The organism is Pseudomonas tumuqii (assembly GCF_013184545.1).
GTDB classification, from domain to species: domain Bacteria; phylum Pseudomonadota; class Gammaproteobacteria; order Pseudomonadales; family Pseudomonadaceae; genus Aquipseudomonas; species Aquipseudomonas tumuqii.
Window position 1 is genome coordinate 232,511 of the sequence record NZ_JAAOJA010000001.1, and the last position, 21,120, is coordinate 253,630.

The window sequence follows — 21,120 nt, forward strand, 5'->3', positions numbered from 1 at the left end:
GATGAGCGATGCGCTGTTGGTCGCCGAGGATCTCAGTGCCGGCTACGGCAGTCTGGTGATCCAGCACGACCTGAATTTCTCCGTCCGCCGTGGCGAGGTGTTCGTCATCATGGGTGGCAGCGGCTGCGGCAAAAGCACCCTGTTGCGTCATCTGATCGGTCTGCAGGCGCCGCTGGCCGGGCGGGTGCTGTTCAATGGCGAAGATTTCTGGGCGGGCGACGAGGACCGCCGCGCCGCCTTGCAGCAGCACTTCGGCGTGCTCTACCAGAATGGCGCCTTGTGGGGGTCGATGACCCTGCGGGAAAATATCTGCCTGCCGCTGGCCGCCTACCGCCGGCACCTGCAGCCGGCCGAGCGGATCGAGCTGGCGGCGTTGAAGCTGGCACTGGTCGGGCTGGCCGGTTGCGACGAGCTGTATCCGTCCGAGCTGTCCGGTGGCATGCGCAAGCGCGCCGCGCTGGCCAGGGCGCTGGCGCTCGATCCGCAGGTGTTGTTCCTCGATGAGCCCTCGGCCGGCCTCGACCCGATCAGTTCGCAGGCCCTCGACGAATTGATCCTGCAGTTGCGCGACAGCCTGGGCGCGAGCATCGTGCTGGTGACCCACGAGTTGCCGAGCATCCAGGCGGTGGCCGATACCTGTCTGTTTCTCGACAATCAGACCCATACCCAGATTGCCCTGGGCACCCTGCAGGAATTGCTGGCCGATGGGCCGGAGCAGGTGCAGCGTTTTCTGCGGCGGGGCGAAACGGCTCACAGAATGGAGGCGTCATGAGCGAAGCGCGCAAACCCTTTATGATTGGCGCCTTCCTGCTCGGCGGCCTGGCCTTGCTGGCCGCGGGGCTTCTGCTGCTGTCGCGCGACAGCTGGTTCAGTCAGCCCAGCGAGTACGTGGTGTATTTCACCGGAACCCTGGACGGCCTGGATGTCGGCGCCGATGTCACCTACCGCGGGGTCAAGGTCGGTACGGTGCGCGAAATTCGCCTGTCCTATGACCGTCAGCTCGGCGATGTGGTCATGCCGGTGGTGCTGCGCATCAATGCTCCAGAGCGGCAAGAGACCAGCTCCCGTGGTTTCGATCAGTTCATCGATCAACTGGTCGAGCGGGGGCTGCGGGCCCAGTTGCAGACCCCCAGCCTGCTGACCGGCAAGGCGATAGTCGCGCTGGACATGTTTCCGGATCAGGCCGGCTATGTGCGCACACCGCACGAGCTGGATCTGCCGACCATTCCCAGCGTGCCGTCGCGTATCGATGAGATTGCCGATGTGCTGCGCGAACTGGCCGGCAGCCTGCGCGAATTGCCGTTGCAGGAGATGGTCGCCTCGGCCACGCGGACGCTGCAATCCCTGGAGAAGCTGAGCAGCTCCCCGGAATTGCAGCAGGGGCTGGTGAGCATGAGCCAGTTGCTGGCTAAACTCGATCGCCTGAGTGGCCGCCTGGAACAACAACTGCCGCCGATCATGGATAATGTTCAGCAAAGCAGCGTTGACCTGCGTGACGCAGTGGGCGAAATTCGTCACGCGGCGCAGAATACCGCGCAGGCTTTGCAACAGATCAACCAGCTGACGGCTGACAGTCGTCGCAGCCTCGGCCCGGAATCCGAGGTACAGTACGAGGCATTGCGTGCCCTGCAGGAGCTCAGCAAGGCTGGAAAAGCCCTGCAGCGCACGATGGAAGGGCTCGATCAGCAGCCCCAATCGCTTATATTTGGCAAATCAAGGTAATGTTTTGATGAGACCGTTGCACTTTTCGCCGCCGTTGTTATTGCTTCTCGCGGCGCTCACCCTGCAGGGCTGTGCTGCGCTGCAACCAGCGTCGCAGTTCTATCAGCTCGAGCAGGGCAGCCCAAAGCTGCCGCAGAACGATAAAGGGCCGGCGTTACTGCTCGGTCCGGTAAAGCTGGCGGATTATCTGCAGCGTGAGAATCTGGTACAGCGCGAGCTCGATGACAGCCTCTCGCTCAGTCAGAAGACCCGCTGGGCCGGTAGCTTGCAGGACGATGTCGGCCAATTGCTGCTGCGCCAACTGGCCGGACAGCTCGATACCAGCCGCGTAGCGCTGTATCCGGATCGCGTCGGTTTCGCCACTCAGGTACAGGTTGTGCTGAGTATCAGCCGGCTGGACTCGGGTGTGCAGCAACCTGCGGTACTCGAAGCGCAATGGCGCTTGCTCGATTCCGCCGGGGTACAGCGAAGCAGTCGGGTTGTGCGCCTGCAGGCCGAGCACACGGGCGCGGTGATCGATCAGGTGCGTGCGCAGAGCGACCTGCTCCAGCAGCTCGCCAGCGAATTGGCGAGCGCAATCAAGTCCATGCCGATCGCCCAGGCGGCCCCTGCGCACAAGCCGGCCGCCGCGCCGGTCAAGCGTCCAGAGAGCAAGCCGCCAACACCGCTGGTCGAACCCGCCAAGCAAATGGAAGTGTTCCGCTTCTAGGCCTGTGCCGCCGGTCGGGTTTTTCTGCCAAGCCCCGGCCGGCAACAGCCCTGACTCCCGGCGATTGTGAACATATCAGCGTCGGCCGCGGGCGCCAGGATTCCTCATTCCTGCTGCGGGTGCTCGTGCATATGCGCCAGTTGCCGCTCCAGCAGTGACGGATAGGGTTCCAGCAGGCGCTCCACGCAGCAGGCCCCTTCCGGGCTGGCGATGGTGCGGATGCGCGCGCGCTGACGTACCAGCGCATCATCGCCCACGCGCCGTTCGAGCAGCAGCAGGTTACGGCTGTGCTGGGACAGGGCCAGGGCATCCTGGGCGGTCTCGCTGAGCAACAGATCGCCCTGGCTCAAGTCGAGCAGGTCTTCACCCTGGGTCAGGCCCAGTTGCAGCTGAAGGGTGATGCCGCTGTCGGCCACCTCGATTTGCAAGGCATGGCCAAGGGCGCGCATCAGTTCGCCGCAGCAGATGGCATGGGTCAGGTAATCCTCACCACAGTCCTGGCGATGGAACAGCATCAGGCTGCTGCCGTCGTTGAGGGTGTGCAATTCGCCCTGATAGAGCGCCGAGGCCTGGTTCAGGCAATCGCGATAGCGCTGCAGCAGATCCAGCAGGCGCGCGCGTGGCAAGCGGCGGAGCTGCTCCTGGGCACCCAGTTGAATGGCCAGCACGGCGCTTTGTTGTGGGCCGTTGACCGTCAGCGTGGGAATCGCTGCCGATTCATCGCCGTGGTCACGCAGGTCGGCGAAGGGGTCATCATCGTGCGGCTGGCCGAGAGCGCTGTCATCGTCCGCCTGGTTGAGGTCGTCAAAGCGCTCGTCATGCAGATCGCGCACCTCGAAGGTCGACTCATCGGCGGCGGCGTCATCGTCGCCGAAGTCGTGCTCATCGGCATCGTCGTGGAAGTCTTCAGGCTCTGCTTCAGGCTCGGGTTTTTCCGGGACCAGGCGCATTTGCAGTTGGCGCGCCAAATCGCCGATTTCGTCCTGGCGGCCGGCACCCGGCGCCGGGTCATCCGGGTCGCGTAACCAGACGCGCAGCTGCAGCAGCGGGGTGGAAATATGTCGGCCCAGGCGCATGCTCAGGGACAAGGCCAGTGCCAGCAGGATCAGGCTGAGGATGCCCATGCTCTGCAAGCTGATGGTCATCGGTTGCTGGAATTGACGCATATCCAGGCTGATGCGCAATTGCCCGGCAATTACCTCCTGAAAGGTAATCGGGGTCGAGTACAGGCCCTCGGTCTCGCCCAGCATGGTTTTGCTTGGGCGCGAACCCGCTTCGGCGAGCACGCGGTTATCCACGCTGTAGATCGCGGCATGCGCCACCAGCGGGTTTTTCACCAGGTTATTCAGCAGCACACTGAGGCTGAGGATGTCATTGGACACCAGCAACTCGGTGGCCGAGGAGGCCGTCTGGGTGATCAGGCTGGTGCCCAGGGCTTCAGCCTGTTGCTCCATGGCATGCTTGAACTGCATACCGATCACCCAGGCATAGATCACCAGCGCCAGCGCCACGAGGAGCAGGCTGTGGCTGGCGATGCGCAAGGCCAGGGGTACGCGGCGTTGGCGTAGAGCCTGGAACAGCAGCAGGAAGAAATTATCGGGTTTGACGGGGGCAGGCCGGTTCACAGAGCTCGGCTCTTATCGACTGTAGGTGCCGCGCAGTATAGCGACCGCTCTGCATAGGGCAAAGCGCCGTGCGTGTCCGTATGGCAGTGAAAATGGGTAGAATGTGCGGCTTTTCAGCAAGCTTGCCCTGCCGTGGCAGGCTGTTGACCATTAACCGAGCCCCGGAGGGTGCGCCTTGCGCGAAATCGTCCTGATCAATATTACCGGCGAAGACCGTCCAGGTCTGACTGCTGCCATCACCGGTGTGCTGGCCCAAGGCGGGGTGAATATCCTCGATATCGGCCAGGCGGTGATCCACGACACCCTGTCTTTCGGCATTCTGGTTGAGATTCCGCCTACCGAACAGGGCTCCTCGGTACTCAAGGATCTGCTGTTCGCCGCCTACAAGCTCGACCAGCAGGTGCGCTTCACGCCGGTGTCCGAGGCGGATTACCAGCAGTGGGTCGGCGGCCAGGGCAAGCCGCGGCATATCGTGACCCTGTTGACCCGCAAGGTGACCGCCGAGCAATTGCAGCGGGTCAGCGCCATTACCGCCAAGTACGACCTGAACATCGACCATATCGACCGTCTCTCCGGGCGCATGCCGCTGGATATGCCGGCCGAGCAGGGCAAGGGCTGCATCGAGTTTTCCGTGCGTGGCGAGCCGGCCGACCCGGCGGGGCTGCGTGCCGAGTTCCTCAGCGTGGCCCAGGAACTCAACGTCGACATCGCCTTCCAGCGCGATTCGCTGTTCCGCCGTAATCGCCGCCTGGCGGTATTCGACATGGATTCGACGTTGATCGAGGCCGAGGTGATCGATGAACTGGCCAAGGCTGCCGGGGTCGGCGAGCAGGTGTCGGCGATCACCGAGCGCGCCATGCGTGGCGAGCTGGATTTTGCCGCCAGCTTCAGGGAGCGTCTGGCCCTGCTCAAGGGTCTGCCGGAAAGCGTGCTGGCCGATATCGGCGCCTCCTTGCGTCTGACCGAAGGGGCCGAGACGCTGTTCAGCGAGTTGCGCCGCCTCGGCTACAAGACCGCGATCCTGTCCGGCGGTTTCAGCTATTTCGCCAAGCAACTGCAGGCCAAGCTGGGCATCGACTACGTCTTCGCCAACGAACTGCAGATCGTCGGTGGCCTGCTCACCGGGGTGGCGGTGGAGCCGATCGTCGACGCCCAGCGCAAGGCCGACCTGCTGCGCGAGCTGGCAGAAAAACAGGGATTGCGCCTGGAGCAGACCATCGCCGTCGGCGATGGCGCCAACGACCTGCCGATGCTGGCCATCGCCGGCCTGGGCGTGGCATTCCGGGCCAAGCCGCTGGTCAAGCAGTCGGCCAAACAGGCCATATCGACCCTGGGCCTGGACGGCATCCTCTATCTGCTCGGCTTCCGCGACCGCGATGGGTTGGAATAATAAAAGCTATGTCCCGGTTACGTGTTGCATGCAGTAAGCCCATGTAGGAGCCAGGGGGACGCCTAGTCCTTGCTGTGGTCCGGCACTCCGGCGATGCTTCTGTGCGGTTTTTAGTCCGGATCGCCAGCAAGCTGGCTCCTACAGATGCCGCGCTTTGGCGATTTGCAACAGCTCGCTGGGGCATAACCCTAATAAAAGCCGGAAAGACAAAACAAGCGCTGGAGGCTGGAGCGTTGGACGAAAAAGCCTGACGGGCCTCGGGCGTGAGTAAGCCCAGCCCCAGGTTATTCGTCGCCGGCGGAGAAGTCGTAGTCCATCGACTGGCTGGGGCCTTGCAGGTAGTGCCCCTGGATGTAGTTGACCCCGGCCTGCCAGAGCGTGGCCAGCACGCTGGCGCTCTCGATAAAGGGCACTATGGTCAGCTTGGCCTGGGCGTGCAGGCTGGCCAGCAGGGTTTTCAGGGCTTCCTGGCTCTCTGGGGTGGACAGGTCCTGGGAGAAGGAACCGTCGATCTTGACGAAGTCGATGTGCAGGTGCTTGAGGGTGTTGAAGGGGTTGATCGCGCAACCGAACTGGCTGAGCGCCACCTTGCAGTGCAGTTCGCTCAAGCCCAGGGTCAGCGCCTTGGCCTGCTTGAGGTAGGCGATGGTATCAGGTTCGTTGAGCTGGAAGACCAGCGCATCCGAGGGCAGGCGTGCCGCCTTCAAGGCCACGCTGAGCCACGGCAGCAGGGTCTGATCCTGCAGGCTGGCGCTCGACAGATGGACGAACAGGTGGGTGTTGTGGCCCTTGTTGCGGTGGTCGGCGAGCAGCTTGATCGAGTTGAGGATCACCCAGCGGTCGATCTTCTCGCCCAGGCCGGCCTCTTTGGCGGCGTTGAGGAATTCGTCCGGCGGCACCTCTTCGCCTTGCGGGCTGAGCAGGCGCAGCAAGACTTCATAGTATTCATGGCTGTCGCCGCGCAGGCTGATGATCGGCTGGAACAGCAGGCGGAAGCTGTTGTGTTCCAATGCCTGCTGCACCATGGCGACTATGTTGCCGCGGCTGGCCGCCGCGGCCAGTTCATCGCCAGGGTTGAACAGCTTGAGTGCATTGCCCCGGTCCAGTTCGTCGGCGCAACGCTGGGCGCGGTCGACCACTTCCTGGGCTTTCGAGGTTTTCTCGTTAAGCCCGGCAACGCCAATCGACAGGGTGCTCTGCGCCGTGCGGCCGTTGATGTCGAACAGGTTGCTTTCGACCTTTTTCAACAGGCTCGCCAGCTCGGCTTCGGTTTGCTCCGGGGTCTTCCCGGGCTGCAGGACGGTGAATACATCGTCGCCAAAGCGCGCCAGTTGCGCCTCGTGGCTGAAGTGACCGCGCAGCAGGCTGGCCAGGTCGGTGAGCAGCAGGTCGATTCCCGCCAGGCCGACTTCTGCCAGCAGGCTGGCGTAACGGTCGATGCGGATATAGGCCAGGCTGGCCGGCTGGCCGGCATTCACCGCGCGCTCGGCGGCGGCATCCATCAGGCCGAGGAAATAGCTGCGGTTGTACAGGCCGGTGACCAGATCCTGGCTGCTGATCTCGCGCAGCTTCTCTTCCAGTTCGGCGTTGCCACTTTCTGCGTGAATCACCACCTGAATGCAGGGCTCGCCATCGTAGGTGGCCGGCGAAAAATTCATGCGCACCGGGACGGTCTGGCCGCTGGCCCGAACGCCGGTGCAGGTCAGTTCGGCATTGCCTTCGACGCTCTGGTAGTTCTTCAGGAAGTCCTTGAAGCTGCTCTGGTCGGCACTGGCGATCAGGTCGATCATCGGCATGCCTTCCAGCTCATCGCCATCCTGGTAGGCGAAGAGTTCGAGGTAGGCGCGGTTGGCATAGATATGCATGCCGTCATGCACGTAGGTAATCGCATCGACCGAGCTGTCGAGCAGCAACTGGCAGCGCTTTTCCGCCTCGCGCAGGGCCACTTCGGCGGCACGCCGGGCGCGGCGCTCTTCGAGGTTGGCCAGTTCGCGTTTGGCCACCAGTACCAGGCGCTCGTCTTCGCCTTGCGGCAGCGCATCCTGAGCGCCCAGCGTCAGGGCTTCGGTGATGCTGTCGGAGTCGTTGTCGGCCAGTAGCTGGATGACGGGAATATCTTTTGCCTGGCGGCGAATGGCGTTGATCGCCTCGCTCGGGTCGAGGTGTTCGCTGCTGGGCGCACAGATCAACAGATCCCAGCTTTGCTGCAGGGTTTCGGCCAGATCATCGCTGGAGGTCAGGCGATGCACGCGCGTGGCGCGGCCGGAATTGCGGAACAGGCTGACGAGACGCTCGGCCTCGTTCTGCGAGTCTTCGAGGATCAGCAGGCGAATGGTTTTTTTTTCGATGGCCATATCAGGGGTCAAATCTGCGGCAAACGGGCGCGAAAAGGCGACGAAAATTGATGTGCCGGCAATCTACAGCGACTTCCATAGTGAGTCAAAGTCTTCCTCCCCGCTGGCGCCTTGGCTGCCTTGGGTTGTGACGGGTTTCCCTGGGTCGGCGGGTTTCTGTTCGACATTGCGGTATTCGAACTGATTGAAGCTGCCGGTGCTGGTTTTTCGCTGGCTGAGCACGGCGCGGCGTTCTGTCCCATTGAGGTTGATCATCACCTTGTTGCCTTCCTGGAAGGGCAGGCGTGGGGTGATCAGGGTGGCGGGTCGGGAGATCGCGCTGATTTCCGGCAGCAGCAGCGTGCGCAGGTATTGGCTGTTCTGTTCGGCCCGGCGCAGCAGTTGCAGGCCGCAAGCTTGTGCATGCGGGGCGATCAGTTCGATGCCCATCTGCGTGCCGCCGCCGCGTACCTGGCGAATCCAGCGCACCACGGCGACGCTCCAGCCCTGTTCCGGTGAATCCTGTACGCCGAGCAGTTCGCCGGCTTGCAGTTGGCTCGGCACTTCTTTGGGCCAGGACAGGCAGTAGCCGCCCGGGCTGTGGTTGACGATCGGCAGGGCGAAGGTCGGGTAGCTCTCGGCGTCGGCGGACTCTGTCTGCCTGTCTTGATTGGCGGTTTTGCTGTACTGGATTTCTTCGAAGGGCAGCTTGCTGTCCCAGTTGGAACTCTTCTGGGTGTCGAAGGCTTTCGACCAGACATCCTCGACACTGGCGTCGGGGTCGAATACCGCCGCCTTGGTTTCGCTCGGCTGTTGCAGGATCTCGTTGAAGGGGCGCTCATTTGCCAGGAAAAAGTGCAGCGCGCTCATGCCAATGCACAGGGTCATGTTGCCCTGGCCGTGGGTGCGATTGAAGGTCCGCTCGGAGATGTCACCCCAGGCGGCGCTGAGGTGTTGCAGCATGTCCAGGCTGAACCCTTCGGGTACCAGCAGGCGTGACTGGCCGGCATCCTCGGCAGGCAGCAACAGGTACTCCTGGATCGCCTCGACCAGCCGGTGTGGGTCGATGCCCAACGCGTTGGGCAGCTCTTTGTCCTGAAACAGCGAGGTGTAGCGCGGCGGACCATCCACTTGCGGGGCCAGCGCGAACAGGCTCGAAGGTGCATCGCCGGCTTGCAGGCTGACCAGCGCGCTCCAGGGTTCGAGGACTTCGGCGAGGCGCGCGATACCGTTCTGGCGCATCTGGTTGCAGCGGGCGCAGCCGAGCAGCAAGGCGACCACATAGCTCTGCTCGGTGCTCATGGCTTTAGTGTGGCGGGCCAGCGGATCGCGGATCGCAAGCTTGTGCAGGCGCCGCTCGCGGGCGATCTGGTAGATCTGGTGCAGCTCCAGCCAGAGGCCTTCAGGCACCGGGCAATACAATTGGCTGGCGCGAATCAGTGGGCCGCACAGGCTGTGGGTGGCACGCTGCAGGGCGACGCTCAGCAGTGGGTTGCGCTCGCTATTATTTTGCGGGGCCAGGCTGGCAATGATCAGCTTGTAACCGACGGCCAGATGGTTTTGCAGGGCCTGACAGAGATTGGCCACCTTGCGTGGGCGTTCATCGAGGACAATCGCCTGATTGAGGAAATGCCGTTCCAGGTGTTTACAGACGAAATACACCTCCGGGCGCAACAACTCCAGCAGCTGCAGGCGGTTATCCGACGCGGTGCGCAACTGGTTGAGCTCGATCAGGGCCTGGTAAAGCTGGCGGGCGGTTTCTCCGATATTGGCTTTTGGCAGGTTGGCGATCCAGCGCTTGAGGTCGCGCGGGCTGGCATCGCAGAAAGACAGGCTTGGCTTCTGCGGCGTGGGAACGCGGAGCAGTAGGTGGGAATTCTGTTTATCCATCTAGCTTGGATACTCCAGCGCCCGGAGCTCGGCCGAGTCATTCTCTTGATGATCAATGTGGCAAACTTTAGCAGTATCTGGCCGAGGCCGCAGCCTTGCATCGGCAGGCGTGCTTGAGTGGTGCGCCGCTGCCCGCTCTGTCTGGCGGGCAGTGGTATTTGTCGGGTGTGCAGCCGTGCAAGTGGCTCGATCGGCAGCACCTTGTCCGCGTCCGGGTATTGTGCGGATTAGCCGATCTGGCTAGTGCCGATGCTTTGCCCCATCTGCACGCTGCTGTTGGCGCCCAGGTTTTGCGCCCAGCTCACCTGGTCCGGGCCGAACAATACGATAGCCGTCGAACCCAGTTTGAAGCGGCCCAGTTCCGCACCCTGGTCCAGGGTGATGGGCGCGCGCGCTGCCTCGTCATAGCGGACGCTTTTCAGCTGGCGCTTGGGTGGCGTGACCAGACCGGCCCAGACGGTTTCGATCGACGCGACGATCATCGCGCCGACCAGTACCACGGCCATCGGCCCACGCTCGGTGTCGAACAGGCAGACGACCCGCTCGTTGCGGGCGAACAGCTCAGGGACGTTTTCCGCGGTGGTCTGGTTGACCGAGAACAGCCGCCCCGGCACGTAGACCATTTCCCGCAGGGTGCCGGCCAGCGGCATGTGCACACGGTGGTAGTCCTTGGGCGACAGATAAATGGTCGCGAATTCTCCGCCCATGAACGGGCTGGCACGTTCACTGTCGCCACCGAGCAGTTCGAGCGCGCTGAAGCTCTGGCCCTTGGCCTGGAATATCCGGCCGTGCTCGATCTTGCCCAGTTGGCTGACGGCGCCGTCGGCCGGGCTGAGGATCGCGCCAGGGGTGCTGTCGAGTGGGCGCGCACCCTCTTTCAGGGCGCGGGTGAAGAACGCGTTGAAGTGCTCGAAGGCGCTCGGGTCTTCTATCTGCGCCTCGCTCATGTCGACCTGGTAGCGCTTGGCGAACCAGGTGATCAGGCGGTTCTTGAACCAGGCGGTGCGGCACTCGGCGGCGCAGCCGATCAGGCGCGACAGCAGGTGGTGCGGCAGCAGGTACTGGCTGAGGATGAACAGGCGTTGTTTCATGGGTGTTCCTTGAAGATTCGATGGCATGCGGATGGCAGCTACTTCGCTGGCTCAGCGTTCGACTGGGGTGTCGGGATGGTTGCCCCACTCGCCCCAGGAGCCGGCGTAGGCCTTGACCCGCGGATAGCCGAGTGCCTTGGCCACCAGGTAGGTGAAGCCGGAGCGGTGGTGCGTCTGGCAGTGGGTGATGATTTCCTTGTCCGGGCTGATGCCGAGGCTGGCGAGCAGCGCAGGCATGTCCCGGCGAATGCGCAAGGCGCGGGCGGGATCCATGCCGGCAGTCCACTCGAAGTTGACTGCGCCAGGAATGTGCCCGGCTTTGGCGGCAAAGGCCTTTTCGCCACGGTATTCGGCGGGCGAGCGGGCATCCCAGATCGCCAGGTCGGCGGCGCCCAGGCGGCTTTGCAGGTATTCGCGGCTGGCGGTCGGGCCGTCGTCGAGTGTCAGCGTGAGCGGGCCGGCGCAGGCGGCGGGCTGCTCGGTGCTGAGAGGGCGATCCTCGGCCAACCAGGCCTGCAGGCCGCCGTCGAGGTAGTGGTAATGGCGGTGGCCGAGCACATCCAGCAGCCAGATGAAGCGCCCGGCCCAGCCACCACCTTCATCGTCGTAGACTACATAGACGGCGCTCGGGTTATGGCCCAGCTCGGCGAATAGCTGTTCGAGTTGGGCGAGTTCCGGCAGCAGGCCGGGCGCCGGAGGCTGGCCCAGTTGGGTGCGTTTGGGATCGACGAAGCGTGCGCCGGGAATGTGGCCGGCGGCATAGCGCGCAGCGCTGGTCAGGTCGACCAGAATCAGTTCGGGAGCCGCCAGGCGCTCGGCCAGTTCGGCCGGTTCGATAACCAATGGCAACGCAGCGAAGGCAGTCATGCTGGGCCTCTTCATTAATGGAGAAAGGGGCGGATTGTAACGGAAAGCCTAACGCTCAGAGGGTGTGAAAATATCGAGCACCGTCGCGAGAGCGTCTCCCGGTGCTCGCGTAGCGCAATGCAAGCAGCGGGCGCCAGGAGACGGTCGCAGTAGGCGGGAGTTTTTTCACAACCTCTCACGTCTGGCAAAACTGTCCAGGGCCCGTTGAATACATTGCGCGGTTTTACCGAAGGCTTGCACGCTGGCATCGCTGAGTACGGCGCCGGCCTGGTCGGCGACGATGACCATTACCACGCGCTCGTTGCTGGTCAGTGAGCGGATCAGCAGGTGCTCGCTGGGAAATAGCGCTTTCAGCGAGCCTGGCAGCAGGGCCGAGAATTGCGCGATATTGGCCGGCGTCAGACGCAGCTGTGCCGGTGCCTTGAGCAGGCGCCGCAGCACCTGGCTCTGCTGTGGGTCAATGACCAGGGTGTTTGCCGACTTGTCCAGGCCGGTCTGTTGCTGTGCTTGCAGGCGGCTATGGCTGCGGTCGGCGAGGAGCAGTAGTACCCGCGACAGGCCGCAGGCCTGCAGGGCTTGAGTGGTGCTGGTGGTGAGCTGGTCGAGGCTGTGGAACGCACTCGGCTGCGCAAGCAATTGCGCGCAATGTTGCCGCCATCCCTGGTCTGCCGTCGTTGTCCTCGTTGCCGTCGCTGGTGAGGCGGGGGGCTTGCTGTGCAGGCGCCGAGCGTCCCAGGGCCAGAGCAACGCCTGGGCGGGATGCCAGAGTTCTGCCGTGGCTTGCTGGCGCGCACTCTGCGCGGCGTGCTGGTGAATCTGTTGCTGCACATCGCTCAACGGCAGTTGCAGGTAGAGCCCGGTCAGATGCTGCCAGCGCAGGCTGTGAGGGCTATTCCAGGCATGGTGGGCGGACAGCGCCAGGCCGTTGGCCAGCAGGATGCTGTTGGCTGGCTGGGTCAGCCAGCGCCGCAGAGGAATATCGGCATCGAGCATTTGCTGCTGGTGCAGCGGGTGTTGATTGTCGCGCGCGATGTGCAGCGCCTTGACCAGCTGGCGGCGATCGGCAACCAGCAGGCGGTAGCCTTGGATCACCCAGTCGGGCAGGCGCCAGCGCTCGGCCAAAGCCAGGCACAGGGTCAGCAGAGGCACGCCGAGCAGATCCTGCTCGACGGTGGCGGCCGGCTCGGCGTGGGCCAGCACGCGTTGCTCCCATTGCTCGAACAGCTCGGGATGGGCCACCAGCAACGACCAGATCGGCGCGAGAAACAACAGGCTGCCCCAGTGGATCTCCTGCCAGAGCCGCGCCAGACGCCCGCCGAACAGGCCGCTGGCTTGCTGGGTGGCATGTTGGCTGATCAGCTGGATCTGCCGCAGCGCCAGGGGGATTTCCTCGAGGGGGCGAGCGGGTTGGCGTTGCACCAGCTCCAGGGTGCGCTGCAATCCCAGTCGACTGAGCGCGCTTTCCAGGCTTTCGGCGCAGGCGCTGAAACTGCCTGCCTGTCGATTGGCCTCCCGTAACACGCAGAGGGCCAGGGCCGGGCTTGCCTGCATCAACTCGGCTATTTCACGCAGCGATCGGCGGCTGTCGGACAGGGCGCGACAGACAGTCAGGTGGTTTTCGACCGGCACCGGCAACAATTGCTTGTCCAGCCGTTCGAGCCAGTCTTCGAGGGTGCGCGGTAAGGGTTTGGCGGTGGGCATCTGTGCTTAGCCATGCTGGCTTTTAGACTTAACTGGCTATAGTCTCGCGCATAAGTTCCGATAAATAGAAGGGTTGTTTTGCATAACCCTCACTCCAGGCTCGCGCAAGTTTCCTCTCTATGGCAAAAATCATTGGCATCATCGTTGTAATTGCTAGCGTGCTCGGCGGATTCATGCTGTCCGGCGGCCAGTTCATGGCGCTGGTGCATCCATTTGAAGTCTTGATCATTGGCGGCGCCGCGCTGGGGGCTTTTCTGCAGGCCAACCCGGGCAGCATGTTCATGCGCGTGTTCAAGAAGTCCTTGAGCATGTTCAGCTCGCGTTTCAGCCACGCCTACTACCTTGACGTGCTCAAGCTGGTCTACGAAATCCTCAACAAGAGCCGCCGCGAAGGCATGATGGCCATCGAGGCCGACATCGAGGAACCTTCGGCCAGCCCGATTTTCAGCAAGTATCCGAGCATCCTCAAAGACGAGCGGATAACGGCCTATATCTGCGATTACCTGCGCATCATGTCCTCCGGCAATATGGCGCCGCATGAGCTGGAAGGCTTGTTCGACATGGAGATCGCCAGCCTCAAGGAAGAGCTCGAGCATCCCTCTCATGCCGTGGCCAAGGTCGCCGATGGCATGCCGGCCATGGGTATCGTCGCCGCGGTGCTGGGGATCGTGATCACCATGTCGGTCCTTGCCGAAGCCGACAATGCCATGATCGGCTACAAGGTCGGTTCGGCGCTGGTCGGTACCTTCCTCGGCATTCTCGCCTCCTATGGTTTTTTCGGTCCGCTGGCCGCGGCGCTGGAGCATGACGCCAAGGAAGAGATCAACGTATTCGAAGCGATCAAGGCCGGCCTGGTCGCTTCGGCATCCGGCATGCCGCCCTCGCTGGCCGTCGAGTTCTCGCGCAAGGTGCTCTATCCGGCCCATCGCCCGAGCTTTTCCGAGCTCGAGCAGGCGATGCGCGGAAACTAACGGAAAATGGACAACAATCAGCCGATCATCGTCAAGCGGGTCAAGAAGGTTGCCGCTGGCCACCATGGCGGGGCCTGGAAAATCGCCTTTGCCGACTTCGCCACGGCGATGATGGCGTTCTTCCTGGTGATGTGGCTGATGTCCGTGGCTACCCCTGAACAGAAGAAGTTGATCTCCGGTTATTTCAAGGATCCGATCGGCTTTTCCGAGAGCGCCAGTCCCTTCGTCATCGATCTCGGCGGCTCGCCCACGCCGGCGCCGGATCGCACGCTCAATCAGCAGGTCGATGATCAGACCGAAGGCGAGAAAGTCGAGATCGAGCCGGCGCAGCCTGACCCCGCGCAGGCCGAAGGCAAGGCCGAGGAAGTGGAGCGCGAACGCCTCGAACTGTTGCTGCAGGAGCTGCAGAACAAGGTCGAGGAGAATCCGCAGTTGCAGCGCTTCAAGGATCAGATCCTGTTCGAGATCACCCAGGATGGCTTGCGTATCCAGATCATGGACGCCGAGAACCGGCCGATGTTCGATAGTGGCAGTGCGCGCTTGCAGCCGCATTTCGAGGACATCCTGCTGGCCCTGGCCGACACCATCAAGGCAGTGCCGAACAAAATCAGTATCAGCGGCCACACCGACGCCAAGCCGTTTGCCGGTGCCGGCGAGTTCGGCAATTGGGAACTCTCGGCGAATCGGGCCAATGCGGCCCGGCGCGCCCTGATCGCCGGTGGTTACGCCGAGGCGCAGGTGGCCCGGGTGGTTGGCTATGCGTCGTCGGCGTTGTTCGATCGCGACGACCCGTTGAATCCGGTCAATCGGCGTATCGATATCGTCGTGTTGACGAAAAAGGCTCAGCGCGCCATCGAAGGCGAGCAGGATGGCGCTGCCGGCGCGGAATCCGAGGCACCTGACAGCTCTTCTGTCGTGCCCGATGTGTCGCAGCCGCCCGCCGCGGATCCGGCTGAGTTGCGCGAGCGCCTGAATATTTTCGAGGATGGGGTGTTGCAGCTCGATCAGCCGAGCGAGTGAGTCGCGGGTCGTACGCCCCGGGCCGCGAGTGATCGCGGCCTGGTCGTTTCAGTACTCCGCTTCGGGCAGGCTGGCCAGGATGTGCCGGTAGCTGGCCATCCGTTGTGGCTGGATGCGACCCTCTTCCAGGGCCTTGAGCAGGGCGCAGCCAGGTTCGCGGTCATGCTTGCAGTCGCGAAAGCGGCACTGGCCGATCAGGTCGTTGAACTCGATGAAGCCCGCCTCGACATCCGCGCGGCTGACATGCACCAGGCCGAACTCGCGAATACCGGGCGAGTCGATCAGCTCACCGCCACCGGGGAAGTGGAACAGGCGTGCAGTGGTGGTGGTGTGGGTGCCCTTGCCGGTCAGTTCCGACAGCGGTCCGACCCGGGTGTCCACGCCTGGCAGCAGGCTGTTGACCAGCGATGACTTGCCAACCCCGGACTGGCCGACGAAGACGCTGACGTGACCGTCGAGCTGCCGCTTGAGTTGCTCCATGCCGTCGCCCTGATGGGCCGAGACTTCCTGCACGGGATAGCCGAGCTGGCGATAGACGCCGAGCAGGACGTTCAGCGCCACGGCGTTCTGCTCGTCGATCAGGTCGGCCTTGTTCAGCAGCAGCAAGGGGCGAATGCCGGCGTGTTCGGCGGCTACCAGATAGCGGTCGATCAGGTTGGCGTGGGGCTCGGGTAGCGGGGCGAAGACGATCACGATCAGATCGACGTTGGCCGCCACCGGCTTCAGCTGGCCGCGGGTATCCGGGCGGCACAGTTCGGTTTTGCGCGGCAGTTGCGCGACGATGACGCCGATGCCCTGGTTGCCGGCCCGCCAGACTACGCGATCGCCGGTAACCATGGCCGGCAGGTTGGCGCGCAGGTGACAGCGAAACACCTGGCCGGCCAGTTCGCCGTCCTCGGCTTCGACTTCGACCTGTACGCCAAAGTGGGCGATGACCAGGCCGAGCTGTTCCGGGCCGAGGTCGCCGCCCTCGAGGGTTTGCACGGCCTGCGACTCGCGCTTGGCCGCACGGGCGGCTCGTTCGCCCTGAATTTTGTCGATGCGCCAGCTTTGCCGGCGGTTGAGTTGGCGTTTGGCCATGAAGGTTCCGAGGTTGACTTGCGGTGAAATCCGCCAGCGAGTCTAGCACGCGGCACATGCGGACTCGCGCTGCTGCGTTGCAGGATGTCGAGGGTTAGACTGCGGCGCAGTGGCGACAGGCAGATCGAGGCGATAAATGGTTGCGTGTTTACGGATGATTGGTCGGGTGGCCGGCCGCTATCCGGCCCTGCTGGCGTTGCTGGCGCAGCTATGCGCGGCGCTGCTGGTGGGCGGGGTGATCGTTGTGGCGGGGCAGTTCTCGAACTGGCGCCCCAGCGGTTTGGCCGCCGGTTTGACCCTGGGCTTGCTGGCGGCGGGTCTCGGCCGCCGGTTTGGCTTGGCGTCTTGGTGGTGGTGGTTGAACCTGGGGTTCGTTCCGGCGCTGCTGCTGTTCAGTGGTGCGGCGCTGCCGTCCTGGGTATTTTTAGTCGGCTTCCTGCTGCTGTTGCTGGGTAACTGGAACAGTGTCGGCGAGCGGGTGCCGTTGTATCTGACTGGCGCGCGCAGTCGCCAGCAGCTGGCCGAGTGGCTCGTTCGGCAACCCGCCGATTTTCGTTTCGTCGATCTCGGCTGTGGCCCGGCGGGAACCCTGCTCTGGCTGGCGCGGCGGTTTCCCCAGGCGCAGTTCGTCGGGGTGGAGACCGCGCCCTTGCCGTTCGTCATCGCCTGGCTGCGTGCCTTGCCGCAGGACAACTGCCGGATTCGCTACGAGACTCTCTGGCGCACCGATCTGGCGCAGTTCGACGTGGTCTATTGCTTTCTCTCGCCTGCGCCGATGGCGGCGCTCTGGGCCAAGGCCGTGGCGCAAATGGCCGGCGGTGCCTGGCTGGTCAGCAACAGCTTCGAGGTGCCGGGGGTACCGGCCGAGCAGCAGGTCGAACTGCATGACTGGCGCCGCTCGCGTCTGCTGTTATGGCGGATGCCGGGCGTCGGACGGGCCTGACCGTGCGTGGTGAGGACAAGTCCGCCGGTTCGCGCGCGGGTTTATTCGCTAAACTGCCGGTATCAGCCGAGGAGTAGAGCATGCAGAACCCGCAGAATCTGATCTGGATCGACCTGGAAATGACCGGACTCGATCCAGAAAAGGACGTGATCATCGAAATGGCCACGATCATTACCGATAGCGACCTCAATATCCTGGCCGAAGGCCCGGTGATTGCGGTGCATCAGAGTGACGAGGCGCTTGCCGGCATGGATGAATGGAACACCCGTACCCATGGCGAAAGCGGCCTGGTCAAACGCGTGCGTGAGAGCAGGATCAGCCCGGCCGAGGCCGAGGCGCAGACCATCGCTTTTCTCGAGCAGTGGGTGCCCAAGGGCCAGTCGCCGATCTGCGGTAACAGCATCGGTCAGGATCGGCGCTTTCTCTATCGCTACATGCCGGATCTGGAAGCCTATTTCCACTACCGCTATCTGGATGTCTCGACCCTGAAGATCCTCGCCGAGCGCTGGGCACCGAAACTCAAGGAGGGGTTCCAGAAAAAAGCCAGTCACCAGGCGCTGGACGATATTCGCGAGTCGATCGCCGAACTCCAGTACTACCGCGAGCACTTCATCAAGGTCTGAGCGTCGGCCACAGAGCGAGTGCCATGGGCGTAGCCCGGATGTAATCCGGGCTACTGGGCTATTCCGGCCTGCTCCTGCGGTGCTGCGCCAGTGCCCACTCGACATGCTCGCGCACCAGTGCCGAGGGGTGGTCGCGGCGCGCTTGCAGCGCCTCGAGCACCGGGATGCTCGAGGGTGCATTGCCCAGGCCGACGGCCAGGTTGCGCAGCCAGCGCTCGTAGCCGGCGCGGCGCAACGGCGATCCTTCGGTGCGACTCAAGAACTCCTCTTCGCTCCAGCGAAACAGTGCGGCCAACTCGGCGTTGTCCAGTTGATGGCGCGGCTGGAAATCGCCCTGCTCGGTGGGGCGGGCGAAACGGTTCCACGGGCAGACCAACTGACAGTCGTCGCAGCCGAACACGCGGTTGCCGATCGGTGCGCGCAGCTCCTCGGGGATCGAACCTTTCAGTTCGATGGTCAGGTAGGAAATGCAGCGCCGGGCATCCAGCACGTAAGGGCCGACAAAAGCCCCGGTCGGGCAGATGTCCAGGCACGCGCTGCAGCGCCCGCAGTGTTCTGTGGCATGCGGCGCATCGACCGGCAGCGGCAGGTCGACGAACAGCTCGCCAAGGAAGAAGTAGCTGCCGGCGCTGCGGTTGAGCACCAGGGTGTTCTTGCCGATCCAGCCGAGGCCGGCCTGTTCGGCGATGGCCTTTTCCAGTACCGGCGCGCTGTCGACGAAGGCGCGGTAGCCGAACGGGCCGATCTGTTGCTGGATGCGCTCGGCCAGTTGCTGCAGGCGCTTGCGGATCAGCTTGTGGTAATCGCGGCCCAGGGCGTAGCGCGAGACATAGGCTTTCTCCGGTTCACCCAGGCGCTGGGCCATTTGCGTGTCACCGGGCAGGTAATCCATGCGCAACGAGACCACCCGCAAGGTGCCGGGCACCAGCTCGTCGGGATGCGAACGTTTGCTGCCATGGGCGGCCATGTAGTCCATCTCGCCCTGGTAGCCGGCGTCCAGCCAGCGTTGCAGGTGCGCCTCGTGCTCGCTCAGCTCCAGCCCGGCAATGCCGACCTGTTGGAAGCCCAGCTCGCGGCCCCAATCCTTGATCGACTGGGCGAGGGCGGTGAGGTCGAGAGCGACAGTTGTCATATGGGGCGGGTAACCGGAGCGGAGGTGGGTATAATTCTGCCAGACATCGGAGCCGACGCATGCCGCAATCGCCAGACAATCTTCCCCTCGCCTTATATAGCGCCGCCCAGGTGCGCGAGCTGGATGCGCGCCTGATCGCCGCCGGTACCCCGGGCTTCGAGCTGATGAGCCGCGCCGCCCATGCTATCTGGCGCGCGCTGCGGCGCCGTTGGTCGGATGTCGGGACGCTGACGGTGCTGGCCGGGCGCGGCAACAATGCCGGCGACGGCTACCTGGTGGCGGCCCTGGCGCTACGTGCCGGCTGGCAGGTGCAGCTGCTGGCCGTGGGCGATCCGCTGCAGCTGCAAGGCGATGCGGCGCAGGCGCGCGATGAGGCGCAGGCCGCAGGCGTGACTGTCCAGCCCTGGAGCGAATGCGCCGAGCTGAGGGGCGTGGTGGTCGATGCGCTGCTCGGCACCGGCCTCAGTGGCGCGGTGCGCGAACCCTATGCCCAGGCGATTCGCCTGCTCAACGCCAGCGCTCTGCCGGTACTGGCGGTGGATATTCCCTCGGGTTTGTGCGCCGACAGCGGTCAGGTACTGGGGGTGGCCGTGCGTGCGCAGCTGACGGTGACCCTGATCGGCCTGAAGCTGGGGCTGTTCACCGGGGTGGCGGCGGATTGGGTGGGCGAGCTGGTCTTCGATGACCTGCGGGCCGATCCGGCGCTGCTCGCTGCGCAGGCTTGCGTGGCGCAGCGTCTGGCCGGAACCAATGTGCCGCGCCTGGCGGCGCGGCCGCGCACCGTGCACAAGGGGCAGTTGGGCCATGTGCTGGTGGTCGGTGGCGATCGCGGTTTCGCCGGCGCCGCCCTGTTGGCGGCGCAAAGCGCTTTGCGCAGCGGCGCCGGGATGGTTTCCCTGGCGACCCGCGGCGAGCACCTGGCGGCGGCGCAGGCGCGCGTGCCCGAGGTGATGAGCGCCGCCGTGGCCTCTGCCAATCAATTACGGGCCTTGGGCGCCGCGGCCAGCGTCTGGGTGGTCGGGCCGGGCCTGGGGCAGGGAGCCTGGGGGCGCAGTCTGCTGTCGCTGGCGGCGATCACTGACGCGCCGCAGGTGTGGGACGCCGACGCCTTGAACCTGCTGGCCGCGGGGGCGGTCAAGATGGCGGCTGGTGGCGTGATCACCCCGCATCCGGGCGAAGCCGCGCGCTTGCTGGGTATCAGTGCCGCCGAGGTGCAGGCCGATCGTTCGGCGGCGGCGCGAGCCCTGGCCCAGCGCTACCAGGCGGTGTGCGTGCTCAAGGGGGCGGGCACTCTGCTGGCCGATTCTGCCGGGCAGCTGCTGCTCTGCGATCGCGGTCACCCGGTAATGGCCGGCGCCGGTTTGGGCGATGTGCTGGCCGGCCTGATTGGTGCGTTGCTGGCCCAGGGCTTGCCGGCGATGGCGGCGGCCAGTCTGGCGGTCTGGCTGCATGCGAGCGCTGGCGAGCGTCTGGCCGGGCAGGGCTGTGGGTTGGCGGCGAGTGACCTGTGCGCCGCCATTCGTCAATTGTTGCAGGAGCAGTCTGTTTGTCCGAGTTAGAGCTTTATGCCGCCGATGAAGCGGCGATGCTGACCCTGGGCGCGCGTATCGCCGAGGTCAGTGGCGGGCGTGGGGTGATCTATCTGCATGGCGATCTGGGGGCGGGGAAAACCACCCTGTCACGCGGGATCATTCGCGGCCTGGGTCATGCCGGGGCAGTCAAGAGTCCGACCTTTACCCTGGTCGAGCCATACGAGATCGACGCGGTTCGCGTGTTTCATTTCGACCTCTATCGGCTGGTCGACCCGGAGGAACTGGAGTACCTGGGGATACGCGACTACTTCGAGGGCGATGCCTTGTGCCTGGTCGAGTGGCCTGAGCGCGGCGCAGGCGTTTTGCCAAAGGCCGACATGGACATTACCATTAGCGCGCAAGCGTCCGGCCGCTCCCTGCATGTGCAGGCGCAAGGTGAGCGTGGCGAAACCTGGTGTGCCGCTTTGGCCTCCGGGGCATGATCAAAACAA

18 protein-coding genes are annotated in these 21,120 nt (G+C 64.0%); 10 read left to right on the forward strand and 8 right to left on the reverse strand.

What is annotated here, in order from left to right; all coding sequences use genetic code 11:
• Position 1 precedes the first annotated feature (1 nt).
• From G9C89_RS01035 to G9C89_RS01045, 3 genes are read left to right on the forward strand one after another with little or no spacing between them, the layout of a single operon-like run.
• Positions 2–772: an ABC transporter ATP-binding protein gene (locus G9C89_RS01035; RefSeq protein ID WP_172143503.1), complete on the forward strand. Its 771-nt coding sequence runs from the start codon at positions 2–4 to the stop codon at positions 770–772.
• The gene (locus tag G9C89_RS01040; RefSeq protein ID WP_172143504.1) at positions 769–1,722 is read left to right on the forward strand and encodes an MlaD family protein; all 954 of its coding nucleotides are present in this window, start codon (positions 769–771) and stop codon (positions 1,720–1,722) included. The genes G9C89_RS01035 and G9C89_RS01040 overlap by 4 nt, the downstream gene beginning before the upstream one ends.
• A 7-nt stretch (positions 1,723–1,729) precedes the next feature.
• Positions 1,730–2,431, forward strand: coding sequence for a PqiC family protein (locus G9C89_RS01045; RefSeq protein WP_172143505.1), 702 nt, complete (start codon positions 1,730–1,732; stop codon positions 2,429–2,431).
• Between the two features lie 104 nt (positions 2,432–2,535).
• Here G9C89_RS01045 and G9C89_RS01050 read toward each other — a convergent pair whose 3' ends face one another.
• Complete coding sequence (locus G9C89_RS01050; protein ID WP_172143506.1) at positions 2,536–4,056, reverse strand: AhpA/YtjB family protein; 1,521 nt, start codon at positions 4,054–4,056, stop codon at positions 2,536–2,538.
• A 175-nt stretch (positions 4,057–4,231) separates the two neighbouring features.
• On the opposite strand from G9C89_RS01050, the gene serB reads away from it, so the two are divergent.
• The gene (serB, locus tag G9C89_RS01055; RefSeq protein WP_172143507.1) at positions 4,232–5,446 is read left to right on the forward strand and encodes a phosphoserine phosphatase SerB; all 1,215 of its coding nucleotides are present in this window, start codon (positions 4,232–4,234) and stop codon (positions 5,444–5,446) included.
• 284 nt (positions 5,447–5,730) lie between these two features.
• Here serB and G9C89_RS01060 read toward each other — a convergent pair whose 3' ends face one another.
• The 5 genes from G9C89_RS01060 to G9C89_RS01075 all read right to left on the reverse strand — a co-directional run bounded on the left by G9C89_RS01060 (position 5,731) and on the right by G9C89_RS01075 (position 13,328).
• Positions 5,731–7,800, reverse strand: a complete 2,070-nt coding sequence (locus G9C89_RS01060; RefSeq protein WP_172143508.1) for an EAL domain-containing response regulator — start codon at positions 7,798–7,800, stop codon at positions 5,731–5,733.
• A 63-nt stretch (positions 7,801–7,863) separates the two neighbouring features.
• A complete protein-coding gene (locus G9C89_RS01065) occupies positions 7,864–9,669 on the reverse strand; it encodes a molecular chaperone (protein ID WP_172143509.1) in 1,806 nt (601 codons plus the stop codon).
• Positions 9,670–9,896: 227 nt separating this feature from the next.
• A complete protein-coding gene (asd, locus tag G9C89_RS25010) occupies positions 9,897–10,760 on the reverse strand; it encodes an archaetidylserine decarboxylase (RefSeq protein ID WP_218575904.1) in 864 nt (287 codons plus the stop codon).
• Between the two features lie 51 nt (positions 10,761–10,811).
• Complete coding sequence (locus G9C89_RS25015; RefSeq protein WP_218575905.1) at positions 10,812–11,627, reverse strand: rhodanese-like domain-containing protein; 816 nt, start codon at positions 11,625–11,627, stop codon at positions 10,812–10,814.
• A 165-nt stretch (positions 11,628–11,792) separates the two neighbouring features.
• Entirely contained in the window at positions 11,793–13,328 is a 1,536-nt protein-coding gene (locus G9C89_RS01075) for an HDOD domain-containing protein (protein ID WP_172143510.1), read from the reverse strand.
• Positions 13,329–13,447: 119 nt separating this feature from the next.
• Here G9C89_RS01075 and motA point away from each other — a divergent pair, with 119 nt between their 5' ends.
• Together motA and motB are read left to right on the forward strand one after the other, a co-directional pair.
• The gene (motA, locus tag G9C89_RS01080; RefSeq protein ID WP_172143511.1) at positions 13,448–14,299 is read left to right on the forward strand and encodes a flagellar motor stator protein MotA; all 852 of its coding nucleotides are present in this window, start codon (positions 13,448–13,450) and stop codon (positions 14,297–14,299) included.
• Positions 14,300–14,305: 6 nt separating this feature from the next.
• A complete protein-coding gene (gene motB, locus G9C89_RS01085) occupies positions 14,306–15,319 on the forward strand; it encodes a flagellar motor protein MotB (protein ID WP_172143512.1) in 1,014 nt (337 codons plus the stop codon).
• A 48-nt stretch (positions 15,320–15,367) separates the two neighbouring features.
• Here the strand turns inward: motB and rsgA are convergent, their stop codons facing one another.
• On the reverse strand, positions 15,368–16,399 hold the full coding sequence (gene rsgA / locus G9C89_RS01090; RefSeq protein WP_172143513.1) for a small ribosomal subunit biogenesis GTPase RsgA: 1,032 nt from the start codon (positions 16,397–16,399) through the stop codon (positions 15,368–15,370).
• Between the two features lie 136 nt (positions 16,400–16,535).
• Here rsgA and G9C89_RS01095 point away from each other — a divergent pair, with 136 nt between their 5' ends.
• Both G9C89_RS01095 and orn read left to right on the forward strand, forming a co-directional pair.
• Entirely contained in the window at positions 16,536–17,342 is an 807-nt protein-coding gene (locus G9C89_RS01095) for a class I SAM-dependent methyltransferase (RefSeq protein WP_172143514.1), read from the forward strand.
• Positions 17,343–17,422: 80 nt separating this feature from the next.
• A complete protein-coding gene (gene orn, locus G9C89_RS01100; protein WP_172143515.1) occupies positions 17,423–17,965 on the forward strand; it encodes an oligoribonuclease in 543 nt (180 codons plus the stop codon).
• Between the two features lie 58 nt (positions 17,966–18,023).
• Here the strand turns inward: orn and queG are convergent, their stop codons facing one another.
• Positions 18,024–19,097, reverse strand: coding sequence for a tRNA epoxyqueuosine(34) reductase QueG (gene queG, locus G9C89_RS01105; RefSeq protein WP_172143516.1), 1,074 nt, complete (start codon positions 19,095–19,097; stop codon positions 18,024–18,026).
• A gap of 59 nt (positions 19,098–19,156) precedes the next feature.
• Here queG and G9C89_RS01110 point away from each other — a divergent pair, with 59 nt between their 5' ends.
• The gene (locus G9C89_RS01110; protein ID WP_172143517.1) at positions 19,157–20,656 is read left to right on the forward strand and encodes an NAD(P)H-hydrate dehydratase; all 1,500 of its coding nucleotides are present in this window, start codon (positions 19,157–19,159) and stop codon (positions 20,654–20,656) included.
• Entirely contained in the window at positions 20,644–21,111 is a 468-nt protein-coding gene (tsaE, locus tag G9C89_RS01115) for a tRNA (adenosine(37)-N6)-threonylcarbamoyltransferase complex ATPase subunit type 1 TsaE (RefSeq protein WP_172143518.1), read from the forward strand. Before G9C89_RS01110 ends, tsaE begins: the two co-directional genes overlap by 13 nt.
• The last annotated feature ends 9 nt before the right edge of the window (positions 21,112–21,120 follow it).

Coding starts and splice junctions, on each gene's coding strand:
- G9C89_RS01045 (WP_172143505.1), top strand. CDS start 1,730: ATGAGACCGTTGCACTTTTCGCCGCCGTTGTTATTGCTTCTCGCGGCG.
- G9C89_RS01075 (WP_172143510.1), bottom strand. CDS start 13,328: ATGCCCACCGCCAAACCCTTACCGCGCACCCTCGAAGACTGGCTCGAA.
- G9C89_RS01110 (WP_172143517.1), top strand. CDS start 19,157: ATGCCGCAATCGCCAGACAATCTTCCCCTCGCCTTATATAGCGCCGCC.
- asd (WP_218575904.1), bottom strand. CDS start 10,760: ATGAAACAACGCCTGTTCATCCTCAGCCAGTACCTGCTGCCGCACCAC.
- motA (WP_172143511.1), top strand. CDS start 13,448: ATGGCAAAAATCATTGGCATCATCGTTGTAATTGCTAGCGTGCTCGGC.
- G9C89_RS01060 (WP_172143508.1), bottom strand. CDS start 7,800: ATGGCCATCGAAAAAAAAACCATTCGCCTGCTGATCCTCGAAGACTCG.
- queG (WP_172143516.1), bottom strand. CDS start 19,097: ATGACAACTGTCGCTCTCGACCTCACCGCCCTCGCCCAGTCGATCAAG.
- G9C89_RS01035 (WP_172143503.1), top strand. CDS start 2: ATGAGCGATGCGCTGTTGGTCGCCGAGGATCTCAGTGCCGGCTACGGC.
- orn (WP_172143515.1), top strand. CDS start 17,423: ATGCAGAACCCGCAGAATCTGATCTGGATCGACCTGGAAATGACCGGA.
- G9C89_RS01095 (WP_172143514.1), top strand. CDS start 16,536: ATGGTTGCGTGTTTACGGATGATTGGTCGGGTGGCCGGCCGCTATCCG.
- motB (WP_172143512.1), top strand. CDS start 14,306: ATGGACAACAATCAGCCGATCATCGTCAAGCGGGTCAAGAAGGTTGCC.
- rsgA (WP_172143513.1), bottom strand. CDS start 16,399: ATGGCCAAACGCCAACTCAACCGCCGGCAAAGCTGGCGCATCGACAAA.
- G9C89_RS25015 (WP_218575905.1), bottom strand. CDS start 11,627: ATGACTGCCTTCGCTGCGTTGCCATTGGTTATCGAACCGGCCGAACTG.
- G9C89_RS01065 (WP_172143509.1), bottom strand. CDS start 9,669: ATGGATAAACAGAATTCCCACCTACTGCTCCGCGTTCCCACGCCGCAG.
- G9C89_RS01040 (WP_172143504.1), top strand. CDS start 769: ATGAGCGAAGCGCGCAAACCCTTTATGATTGGCGCCTTCCTGCTCGGC.